The organism is Youngiibacter multivorans (assembly GCF_017873395.1).
Taxonomy (GTDB): domain Bacteria; phylum Bacillota; class Clostridia; order Clostridiales; family Clostridiaceae; genus Youngiibacter; species Youngiibacter multivorans.
The window spans coordinates 55,964-66,153 of the sequence record NZ_JAGGKC010000022.1 but is presented as its reverse complement, the minus strand read 5'-3'; the positions used below and the strand labels follow the sequence as shown (position 1 = coordinate 66,153).

At 46.0% G+C, this 10,190-nt stretch carries 12 protein-coding genes; 6 read left to right on the top strand and 6 right to left on the bottom strand.

Going from position 1 to position 10,190, the window contains the following annotated elements; translation table 11 throughout:
- Window positions 1-198: 198 nt before the first annotated feature.
- The 4 genes from J2Z34_RS12500 to J2Z34_RS12485 are packed head-to-tail and all read left to right on the top strand — an operon-like array spanning window position 199 to window position 2,767.
- Entirely contained in the window at window positions 199-666 is a 468-nt protein-coding gene (locus tag J2Z34_RS12500; protein ID WP_209460204.1) for a DUF1292 domain-containing protein, read from the top strand.
- A 55-nt stretch (window positions 667-721) separates the two neighbouring features.
- Window positions 722-1,357, top strand: coding sequence for an HAD-IB family hydrolase (locus tag J2Z34_RS12495; RefSeq protein ID WP_209460203.1), 636 nt, complete (start codon window positions 722-724; stop codon window positions 1,355-1,357).
- A 2-nt stretch (window positions 1,358-1,359) separates the two neighbouring features.
- Window positions 1,360-2,175, top strand: coding sequence for an aminotransferase class IV (locus J2Z34_RS12490; RefSeq protein ID WP_209460202.1), 816 nt, complete (start codon window positions 1,360-1,362; stop codon window positions 2,173-2,175).
- A 16-nt stretch (window positions 2,176-2,191) separates the two neighbouring features.
- Window positions 2,192-2,767: a hypothetical protein gene (locus J2Z34_RS12485; protein ID WP_209460201.1), complete on the top strand. Its 576-nt coding sequence runs from the start codon at window positions 2,192-2,194 to the stop codon at window positions 2,765-2,767.
- Between the two features lie 38 nt (window positions 2,768-2,805).
- Here the strand turns inward: J2Z34_RS12485 and J2Z34_RS12480 are convergent, their stop codons facing one another.
- Complete coding sequence (locus J2Z34_RS12480) at window positions 2,806-2,973, bottom strand: hypothetical protein (protein WP_023387298.1); 168 nt, start codon at window positions 2,971-2,973, stop codon at window positions 2,806-2,808.
- Window positions 2,974-3,287: 314 nt separating this feature from the next.
- Here J2Z34_RS12480 and J2Z34_RS12475 point away from each other — a divergent pair, with 314 nt between their 5' ends.
- The gene (locus J2Z34_RS12475) at window positions 3,288-3,932 is read left to right on the top strand and encodes a winged helix-turn-helix domain-containing protein (RefSeq protein WP_209460200.1); all 645 of its coding nucleotides are present in this window, start codon (window positions 3,288-3,290) and stop codon (window positions 3,930-3,932) included.
- A gap of 78 nt (window positions 3,933-4,010) precedes the next feature.
- On the opposite strand, the gene J2Z34_RS12470 is transcribed toward J2Z34_RS12475, so the two are convergent.
- The 5 genes from J2Z34_RS12470 to J2Z34_RS12450 form a co-directional block, all read right to left on the bottom strand.
- On the bottom strand, window positions 4,011-4,754 hold the full coding sequence (locus J2Z34_RS12470) for a metallophosphoesterase family protein (RefSeq protein ID WP_209460199.1): 744 nt from the start codon (window positions 4,752-4,754) through the stop codon (window positions 4,011-4,013).
- 94 nt (window positions 4,755-4,848) lie between these two features.
- Window positions 4,849-5,061, bottom strand: coding sequence for a CopZ family metallochaperone (locus J2Z34_RS12465; protein ID WP_209460198.1), 213 nt, complete (start codon window positions 5,059-5,061; stop codon window positions 4,849-4,851).
- Window positions 5,062-5,112: 51 nt separating this feature from the next.
- The gene (locus tag J2Z34_RS12460; RefSeq protein WP_209460197.1) at window positions 5,113-7,545 is read right to left on the bottom strand and encodes a heavy metal translocating P-type ATPase; all 2,433 of its coding nucleotides are present in this window, start codon (window positions 7,543-7,545) and stop codon (window positions 5,113-5,115) included.
- Window positions 7,546-7,561: 16 nt separating this feature from the next.
- Complete coding sequence (locus J2Z34_RS12455; RefSeq protein WP_023387293.1) at window positions 7,562-7,837, bottom strand: metal-sensing transcriptional repressor; 276 nt, start codon at window positions 7,835-7,837, stop codon at window positions 7,562-7,564.
- A 111-nt stretch (window positions 7,838-7,948) separates the two neighbouring features.
- Entirely contained in the window at window positions 7,949-9,322 is a 1,374-nt protein-coding gene (locus J2Z34_RS12450; RefSeq protein ID WP_209460196.1) for an FAD-dependent oxidoreductase, read from the bottom strand.
- Between the two features lie 249 nt (window positions 9,323-9,571).
- Here J2Z34_RS12450 and J2Z34_RS12445 point away from each other — a divergent pair, with 249 nt between their 5' ends.
- On the top strand, window positions 9,572-10,162 hold the full coding sequence (locus tag J2Z34_RS12445; RefSeq protein ID WP_209460195.1) for an ECF transporter S component: 591 nt from the start codon (window positions 9,572-9,574) through the stop codon (window positions 10,160-10,162).
- Window positions 10,163-10,190 lie beyond the last annotated feature (28 nt).

Here is a 10,190-nt window from a genome sequence, read left to right as displayed (position 1 = left end):
CCTTCTGTCAGATTAACTTCCACTTCCCACTTTGCCAGGGTAACTTCTACTGATATCTCTTTTAAATCATGGAATTTAATTTATCAAATTAGCCATGTTGAAAATGAGCTTAAATTTACATTTGACATCTTCAAAAAATATCTTTTTGTGTTACACTGATTATATTACTTATGCTTAAAGGCAAGATGGAGGAATAAAATGACAGATATCAATAAAGACAAAGAACTCGAAGCAGGCTGCTGCTGCTGCGGCGGAAGCGAAGCTGATGAATCCTGCTGCGGAAGCGAAGCCACTAATGAAGAAGGCTGCTGCTGCGAAGGTGAATCCACAGGATGCAACTGCATGGATGAACCAGGACATCATCACGAGCACGGACCAGGCTGCGACCATGACCATGACCACGAGCATGAGCACATGGTAACTTTCGAGAATGAAGACGGAACTACCTCGGAGTATCCGGTAGTCGACGAGTTTGAATTTGATGGAGAGCTCTATGTGCTTGTCCTCAACTCAGACGAAACAGTGACCCCTCTCAAGTCAATGGGTGAGGATGGAGAGCTTGTTTTCCTTACAGAGGAAGAGTTCGAAGTCGTAGCAAATGCTTACAATGAGCTCCTTGATGCTGAAGATGAAGATGAGGACGAGGAAGAAAAGGAAGAAGAATAAGACAACCAGTTTATTACACCCCGGCTTGCACCGGGGTTTTTTCACAGGTGGTAAAATGGAAAAATTAGCAATATTCGATGTTGATTTCACAATTACAAGCAAAGAGACCCTTATTGAATTCTACAGGTTCATAGTAGGCAAGCATCCCGGAAAAATTTCAAGACTCCCCCAGGCAGCAGCATCTGGGCTTTTCTACAAGCTTCGGATTCATGACGAAAAAGCGGCAAAGGAGATGTTCCTGAAGTATCTCACAAGCTTCTCAGAGGCTGAGATCCGCATGCTTTCAAAGGAATTCTACGAGAAGGTGCTTCTGAACCTTCTCTACAGGGACGGACTTGAGAAGATTAAGGAGCTAAAGGCCAAGGGATGCAGGGTCATCCTGAATTCTGCATCCCCTGAATTCTATCTTGACCATCTCTATGGGATTGAAGGTGTAGACAAGGTCATCGGAACCAAATTCCTGTTCGAAAACGGGAAATTTCCGTCAAAGATGGTCGGACTGAACAACAAGGGTGAAGAAAAGGTAAGAAGGCTCTATGAGTACCTTGACGGAGAAGAGATAGACCTGGAAGGGTCATACATGTTTTCCGACTCAATGTCGGACGAACCCCTTCTCAAACTTGTAGGCAGACCCTATCTCATCAACTACAAAAGAAAGGACCCCAAATATCCGGTCCTTAACTGGAGGTAATAATGGAAAAGGCAACTGGAAATTACTATTACTCTGGAAAAAACAGATTGAAGACATCTGATTTCTCATATGAACCCGGAACAGGGCACATATACGAGGTAATAAGGATACTAGAAGGAGTGCCTCTGTTTCTTGAAGACCATCTTGAAAGGATGCATGAGTCACTTGCGCTTGTTGGAAAGACTTCAATTAAATCCACAGAAGAGGTCCGGAACCTGATATCGCTTCTAATAAAGAGCAATGGAACGAAAAACGGCAACGTTAAGTTCGTAGTGGGAGAATCACTTCCTGATGGGATTCTGTTATATATGATCCCCCACTCCTATCCTGATGAAGCGATGTATGAGAATGGGATTGCAACAGCTGTTCTGAAGCTGGAACGCACCAATCCCAATGCAAAGATAGTGAACACAAGCTACAAGGAAATCGTAGCCGAATTCATAAAGGACAAGAGAGTCTATGAGGCCCTCCTTGTAAACCGTGAAGGGTGTATAACTGAAGGAAGCAGGTCGAATGTGTTCTTCGTGGCTTCTGATACACTGATGACGCCTCCGCTCAAGGATGTGCTTGGCGGCATAACAAGGAAGAAGATCATAGACATTGCCAAGGCAGCAGGAATTCCTTTCAGGGAGACTGATATCAGGCTCGAACTGATAAACGAACTTCAGGGTGCATTCATGAGCGGAACATCACCTAAGGTGCTTCCAATTTCAAGGATAGACAAGACCGAGATACCTTCCGCCAAATGCTCGATAATCGGCAGGCTGATGAAGCTTTATAATGCAGAAATTGAAGAATACATGAAGAAAAACAGCTGACATGGGAGGTGATCCGATGAACAAGCGCGGGGTACTTATAATAATATCCTGCATACTCACGCTGATTCTAATACTCTCCTCCCCGCTTGGTCTCGGCAGATTCTTTGGAGACTGGTTCGATAGAGAGGACCCGGTCATCTCAAAGCACCCGCCAGGAAGGAATGTGGTAAGGATTCCAAGCGCCTACAGAAGCTTCAGGATGGACATGCTTGATCCGTTCCGGGATAAGCTTGAGGAATTTGAAGACATTGTTGATGGTAAGGTTGCCGGATCAGATGTTGAAAGCCGTCTGAACATCCTGCAGAGGGAAGTATCTGACCTTCCTATAGTACCGACATCCACGAATCCGAAGCTTGAATCCCTGTACGCACTATTCGAGGTCATGAAGGAAAGCCTGCTTGAGTGCATAATGGTAATAGCTGACTCAAAGGGGAATCAGCTTACTGCTGATGATGAGGCAGCCCTTAAATTCCTGTATGCTGAGATAACAAACGTTCTCGTCAACATCGAGACAATGACCTTTGACATCTTCAACGACAACGGCATCCAGTATTTTATCGGTGATGACGGAACAATAAGCATTTACGAGTAAAGAAAAACTGCCTGGATAATCAAATCCAGGCAGTTTTTCTATTCTTCTTCAATCAATTCAGCCTCAAGTACATCGTCATCGACGAAATCTCCATAGTCGTCAACGAACTTATCCAGTTCCTCCTTGTTGTCCCTGACAGCCTTGTAGACCAAAGCTCCCATGGCAAAGGAAACTGCCGACAAGAGGAATAGCTTGCCACATTTCATAAGACTCCTCCAAAACATATCGATTTCATGACTATTATACCACAGGAATCGCAAAAACTGAAATTTTGGTTTTACAACCTAAGCCGTCCCCTGCCTTACTGCCTCTAAAACAGCAGACGTATTGCCGTTAATGAGACAGGCAAATCTCCTGAAGGTCAGTAAAAGCTGTGATCTCTGAGCTTTTGACTCGACCTGATGGCAGGGATAGACAGGAAAAATCCAACTAGTTAAAATTGTGTTAACAATACTTTGAGGCCTGCAATCTTTAAACCATCTTCAAATCTATATGGTACACTTCTCTGCGAGGTGAAGAAATGCACAAAGTAATCATCTTCGGATCTCTGGCGCTGACTTGGGATTTCGATGCGATAATTGAATTTTTCAGCTGCAAGACAGCTTTTGATATGCGGGAGCTCGAGGATGAGCTTCTTAAGAGTCCGGACCTTTTGCTTATCGATGCGGAGAGCTTCTATGAAAACAGGGAACTTGTGACATCATTGATTAAAAAGACCTTCAGGACCAAGGCGCTTGTAGCGTTTCCGGAGGGCTCTGACATTTTGGCCGAAAATAAGGATTCGGACAGGATATCCTATGTTTTCCTGCCACCTTCATGTGATGAACTTGTAAAGATAATGGCGGACCTGATTGAAAAGGACAGAAAGACATGCGTATACGGTGACCTAGTCATTGACGAAAAGTCTTCACAGGCATCTATCGCGGGAGAACCACTCCCGCTTACTCAGCTCGAATTCAATCTTCTTGTTTATCTTGAAAGAAGAGGCGGAGATACTGTAAGAAGGGACGAGCTCATAAGAAAGGTCTGGGGTTATTCACTGCTGGGAGATTCCCGCACAATTGACACCCATGTCAAGTCGCTCAGGAACAAGCTCGGCAGCCATCGGGACCTTATCAAGACCGTATGGGGATTCGGGTACAAGTTCCAGCAGCCAAAGAAATAGCTGTTTACCAACAATTTTTTTCATGATCAGGGCGCGGAAGACATTTATTGGAATGTCTCCGCGCCCCCTCCTTTTTTGTCAATAATCATCCATGCCAAGAAATGATGTCAGAATGAATTCGTATCCGGGTATCCCTGCTTTGGGATATGATTCAGCGAATTCTTTCCTGCTGTATTCCACTTCCCGTATCTCAGCTTCCATTGAATCAGCTGTTATGTCGACGATGGCGTAGGTTGCAAAATTCCTGGTGCTTATTCCAAGAGACCCCGGATCGACAAGCAGCCTCCCGGAGGTACAATCTATCGATGGAGGGTAATGTCTGTGCCCGTATGCAATCAGGTCACCGACACAGTCTGAAAAGAGCTCAGTTGTGGATGCTGTATCCAGAGCAAGCGGACTGTAAGGCCTTTTTGAGATATGATCATTTTCCATACCCTTTTCAAGGTGGTAATGAAGGAAAAGAAGATCCCATCCCTCCAGGTTCACCCGTATGAACCGAGGTAGAGATTCCAGCTTGTCGAGGAACCTGCTGTCCAGACGTTCTGCAAGATACCTGTGGTGGTCGATTACCATGTGGTGATCGGGAGTATGGTCCTCCCCCTTCGCCATAGCCATGACAAGCTCATCGTGGTTGCCAAGGATCGGGTATATGTCATTCCTCGAAAAAATGGTCTCAAGGACCTCATTGCTGAAGAGTCCAAGACCTACCATATCGCCAAGGCAGTATATCCTCTCAATAAGGTGGTCATTGTCTATTTCCTCCAGAACCTTGTCCAGGGCAAACTTGTTGCCATGAATATCTGAAATAAGTGCAATTCTCATCATATTACCTCTAAAACTATTCGCTAACCTTATTCTACCATGCATTGGCCATTTGAAGGCATAGAAAAAGGGCCTTTTTAAGGGCCCTTGTCATTTATTCAGCTGTAATCCCTACAACATCGTAGCCTGCATCCTCTACTGCTGCCTTAAGTGCTGCCTCATCAGCCACACCTTCAACAACCGCTGACTTTGATGCCAGGTCAACATTTGCCGATTCTACGCCAGCAACATCCTTGAGCGCGTTAGTGACCCTCTTTACGCAGTGTCCGCAGCTCATGCCTTCTATGGAAAGCTTAAATTTTGTCATTTTCATTCCTCCAAAAATCATATTGGCTTCTCAGCCGATTTATATCATCCATTACTTGAATGGCTGGTACCTTCTTAATCTCAGTGCATTCAGAAGCACTGACACTGAACTGAAGCTCATCGCTCCTGCAGCTATCATCGGACTTAAAAGAGGTCCTCCGAATATGTGAAGCAGTCCCATTGCAACCGGTATTCCCAGTATATTGTAGCCGAAGGCCCAGAACAGGTTCTCCTTGATGTTCCTTATAGTCCTCCTTGAAAGGTCAATGGCTATTGGTACATCAAGTATGTCAGACCTCATCAGCACTATATCGGCCGATTCTATCGCCACGTCAGTTCCATTTCCGATGGCTATTCCAATGTCTGCCTGGGCAAGGGCAGGAGCATCGTTTATTCCGTCTCCTACCATGGCCACCTTGCCGCCCCTCGCCTGTATCTCCTTGACCTTGCCGGCTTTATCTTCCGGCAGGACTTCGGCGAGCACCTCATCCACACCGACTATCCTTCCAATAGCCCTGGCAGTCCTCTCATTGTCTCCTGTGACCATCAGGACCCTTATTCCCATCTCATGGAACTTGTCTACTGCTTTCTTTGAATTTTCCTTTATGGTATCAGCTACCGCTACAATTCCTTCTACTCTTCCGTCAACTGCCACGAGCATCGGAGTCTTTCCCTGCTCAGATAGGTCTGTCATCTTTTCCTGCACTTCAGGCTCAACCTTAATACCCTTTTCATCCATAAGCCTCAGGTTACCGAGAAGTATATCCCTGCCTTCGATCCTTGCGAATATTCCGCGTCCGGTAATCGAGCCGAAGGATTCAGATTCAAGAACCCTTACATTCCTTGTCTCGGCCCCCTTTATTATCGCCTCTCCAAGCGGATGCTCAGAGGACTTTTCAGCAGTAGCTGCATAAGTCAGGATCTCTTCTTCAGAGATTCCATAGCTGACAACATCAGTAAGCTCTGGCTTACCCTTAGTTATTGTACCTGTCTTGTCAAGGATTACGGTCTTTATTCCGTGCGCCCCTTCGAGAGCTTCGCCTGACTTAATGAGTATCCCGTTTTCAGCACCTTTGCCTGTACCTACCATTATAGCTGTCGGCGTTGCAAGTCCGAGTGCACAGGGACAAGCAATTACAAGCACAGATATCAGTATAGTAAGCGAGAAGCTGACCGATTCGCCTCCGACGAAATACCAGAGCAGCGATGAGGCAAGCGCAAGAGCGATTACCACAGGGACGAATATCCCTGAGATCTGGTCAGCGAGCTTGGCGATTGGAGCCTTGGTAGCCTGAGCATCCTCAACCAGCTTTATTATCTGGTCAAGGGCAGTTTCACCAAGCACCTTTTCTGCCCTGTACTTCAGGAAGCCTGTCTTGTTGATCGATGCACCGTAAACCTTGCTTCCTGCAGCCTTTTCAACCGGAATGCTTTCACCGGTGAGCATCGCCTCATCTATTGAACTTTCTCCAAAAATCACTTCTCCGTCTACAGGAAGCTTGGCACCGGGTTTCACAACCACGATGTCCCCTGCCTGAACCTCTTCAAGGAGAATTTCCGTCTCAATGCCATTTCGTTCGATTATCGCAGTTTTTGGAGCAAGTCCCATCAGCTTCTTTATAGCATCGGATGTCTTTCCTTTGCTTATTGCCTCAAGGAACTTACCAAGTGTGATCAGGGTAAGTATGACAGCCGCGCTCTCGTAATAGAGCATGTGCGCATATTTGGGACTTCCGCTGGAAACTATCAGTATGGTCCCTGCCAAGCTGTAGACAAACGCTGCTGAGGTTCCTAAGGCTATCAGGGAATCCATGTTCGGCTGAAGCCTGAATATGTTCTTGAAGCCCGTTATGAAGAATTTCCTGCCAAACCACACGACAGGAGCAGTGAGTAAAAGCTGCAGCAGCGCATAGTTTGATGGATTCATGTGCGAATCTATTATAAGCGGCAGCGGCATGCCAAGCATGTGACCCATGGTTATTATAAGGAGAGGAAGCGTGAAAATAGATGAATATATGAGCCTCTTCTGGTATGGGTTCACATATATTACCTCTTCGGCCTTTTCCTCAATAAGCTCATAGCCTGCCTTCTTTACTGCGGCCCTGATGTCCGTCATGGTTGTCTTTGTCGGCGTATATTCAAGATAGAGCTTCTCATTTGCGTAGTTCACGTTAGCCCTGGTTACGCCTTCATTCTTGGAAAGTGTCCTTTCTATTGCCGTGGCGCAGGCTGTACAATCCATCCCCTTGACATCCAGTACTCTCTTGATGGTATCGTCCTTGATAACAAGACCGTACCCTGCCTTCTCTACAGCAGCTTCAACATCCTTGAGGGATATGACCTCCTCGTCTATGTCAAGGTACAGCTTTTCCGTAGCATAATTGACTGTTGCCTTCTTTACCCCTTCTTTCTTTGAAAGGGTTCTCTCTATGGAGAGCGCGCAAGCCGCGCATTCCATTCCTTTTACAGGTATTATCTTGTTCATATAAACCTCCTGTGCTCTACTTTCCTATGAGCTTTTCAAGCACCTTTATGACCTCTTCAGTCTTCTGCTCTTTGTCTTCTTCGTTGTCGCCTGCCAGAGAATCTGCGACACAATGGTGAAGATGCTGCCTTAGTATGTGCATGTTTGCTTTCTTTAGCAGTCCGTTCCCTGCCATGATCTGATTCGATATATCAATGCAGTATCGGTCCTCTTCAATCATCCTGATTGTCTTTTCAATCTGGCCTTTGGCCGTCATTAAAATCTGAAGCGCTTTCTGCCTGTCCTCGTTCATTGTATTTCCTCCCTCCCCCCCTGGGTGGGGGCTCTATAATTATATTAGCACTCTAATTGAAAAAATGCAAGACCTGACCAAATAAATCAGATCCTGCACAGTATTTTCATACTAACAATTTCTTCCCTGTTCAGGCAAGTTCCTTGCAGCCTTTGAGGCTGCAACGTTTATCGAATCCCAGACACTGTTGAACGGAGGAGCATATCCAAAGTCCATGTACTCCAGGTCGTACACTGTCAGGTTTGCGTATATGGCAGGAACCAGCCCCTGTATGCGTATGGCTGTTCCCGTCTCCCCTGCCATCTGGGCGCCTATGAGCCTTCCATCCTTGTTGAGGTATGTAAGCTTGACGTAAAGGTTACGGCTGTCAGGGTAATAGCTTGACTTGTCCCTTGTCCTTACTAGGACGCTTCCGAAATCAAGTCCCATCTTTTTTGCAGCGGTATCGGTCATCCCTGTCTGTGACTGCTCCATCCCAAGTATCTTAACATAGCCTGATGACTGGACTCCCTTGAAGCTGACCTTCTTCCCGGCCATTGACAGACCGCTTAGCTTTCCCATCTTGTTTGAGTTGGTCCCAAGTGGAAGATACCTGTCTACTCCTGCCACAAAGTCAAATATCATGGCACAGTCACCGGCAGCATAGACACCCGGGACATTGGTCCTTCCTTCCAGGTCTGTAACGATTGCGCCCTTTGTCATAGTGAGATTTGTACCTTCAAGGAATCCTGTCGCAGGTCTAACGCCTAATGCCAGAATGACAAGCTCCGCCTCATATTCACTCTTGTCGGTAACAACCTTCGATACTCTCTCTCCGGTATTATCATAGGAGTCAGTTTCAAGATGGTCCAGCTTTTCACCTAGATGTATGCCGAAGCCCTCATCCCTCAGATATTTTTCGGTTATGGCGGAAACATCCGGATCGAAGGTGTTTAGTATGGATTCCTCCATTTCAATGATTTCAGCCTTTATCCCAAGGTCATGGAGTGCCTCAAGCATCTCAACGCCCTTGTACCCGCCTCCGACAATGACTGCCTTCTTCACCTTCTTTTCATTGATGAAGGACTTGATCCTTCTGGAATCTTCCAGAGTGTTCAGCGTAAAGACGCCTTCTATGCCTTCAGTCCCCGGTATCCTCACTGCATTGGCTCCTGTACCGATAAGAAGAAAGTCATATGGAACCACTGCATCTTCTCCCGTATCCAGTGACCTGGTGTATACCTCCCTCAATGAAAAATCTACTCCCACAGCCTCATGCCTGAGCCTCAGGTCGATGCCGTCAGCAAGGATTTCCTCAGCATCCTTTGCTATAAGCTTCGCTTCTTCGTCTATGGCTCCGCCTATCAGGTAAGGCATTCCGCAGGCCCCGTAGGAAACATCAGTTCCTTTCTCAAGGACTATTACCTCAAGGTTTTCAATATTCTTCATGGCACTGTATGCACCGGACAGTCCGGCAGCAACAGCTCCTATAACAACCAATCTCATATGAGCACCTCCGCAATAATTTAACGAGCTTTATCACTCAATTTTATCACACATGTACTTTTCATCTGTCCATTTTCACAAGTGTTCAAGAAACGTTTGCAATTTAAGCGTATTTTAATCCATATACTATTTACATTTGACAGTTTTTTGTTATAGTTAACTTGTCAGTATTCTGTGATGAAACTGAACTAAAAATTATATCCAACTGGACCGAATTATATCCACAAGGAATAAGAACGGAGGAAATCAATGCAAACTACAAAAAAGACCCCTACTTCATTCATCAACACGAGGCAACTCGCCATAGTGGGACTGCTATCGGGTATCTCGATACTGCTCTCCATGACACCTTTAGGGTTCATACCGATACCGCCGATCAATGCTACAATAATGCATATCCCGGTGGTAATCGGAGCAATACTTGAGGGACCTGTGGTAGGTGCACTCATCGGACTGATATTTGGAGTCACAAGCTTCGCCAAGGCGTTCGCAACTCCTACCCCGCTAAGCTTCATATTCTGGAATCCCATCATCTCGATCGGTGTAAGGATCCTTATCGGTGTAGTTTCAGCTTATGTGTACAGACTCCTTGGTAAGAGCAAGACCTCGGTTGTTATATCAGCCCTTGCCGGCTCACTTACAAACACAATCGGAGTCATGGGTCTGATATACCTGTTCTATGTAGCGAAATATGCTGAAACACTTGGAATCAGCCTTGAAGCTGCAAAGGCTGGAATAGTCGGTGTAGTTGTAACTAGCGGAATACCTGAGGCGATACTTTGCAGTATGGTGACTCTTGCAGTCGTAACCGCAGTTAGGAAATCAAGAAAAGGAAGATAAAAGCAGGCTCCCGGTAAATCCCGGGAGC

Coding starts and splice junctions, on each gene's coding strand:
- J2Z34_RS12500 (WP_209460204.1), top strand. CDS start 199: ATGACAGATATCAATAAAGACAAAGAACTCGAAGCAGGCTGCTGCTGC.
- J2Z34_RS12495 (WP_209460203.1), top strand. CDS start 722: ATGGAAAAATTAGCAATATTCGATGTTGATTTCACAATTACAAGCAAA.
- J2Z34_RS12490 (WP_209460202.1), top strand. CDS start 1,360: ATGGAAAAGGCAACTGGAAATTACTATTACTCTGGAAAAAACAGATTG.
- J2Z34_RS12485 (WP_209460201.1), top strand. CDS start 2,192: ATGAACAAGCGCGGGGTACTTATAATAATATCCTGCATACTCACGCTG.
- J2Z34_RS12480 (WP_023387298.1), bottom strand. CDS start 2,973: ATGAAATGTGGCAAGCTATTCCTCTTGTCGGCAGTTTCCTTTGCCATG.
- J2Z34_RS12475 (WP_209460200.1), top strand. CDS start 3,288: ATGCACAAAGTAATCATCTTCGGATCTCTGGCGCTGACTTGGGATTTC.
- J2Z34_RS12470 (WP_209460199.1), bottom strand. CDS start 4,754: ATGAGAATTGCACTTATTTCAGATATTCATGGCAACAAGTTTGCCCTG.
- J2Z34_RS12465 (WP_209460198.1), bottom strand. CDS start 5,061: ATGACAAAATTTAAGCTTTCCATAGAAGGCATGAGCTGCGGACACTGC.
- J2Z34_RS12460 (WP_209460197.1), bottom strand. CDS start 7,545: ATGAACAAGATAATACCTGTAAAAGGAATGGAATGCGCGGCTTGCGCG.
- J2Z34_RS12455 (WP_023387293.1), bottom strand. CDS start 7,837: ATGAACGAGGACAGGCAGAAAGCGCTTCAGATTTTAATGACGGCCAAA.
- J2Z34_RS12450 (WP_209460196.1), bottom strand. CDS start 9,322: ATGAGATTGGTTGTTATAGGAGCTGTTGCTGCCGGACTGTCCGGTGCA.
- J2Z34_RS12445 (WP_209460195.1), top strand. CDS start 9,572: ATGCAAACTACAAAAAAGACCCCTACTTCATTCATCAACACGAGGCAA.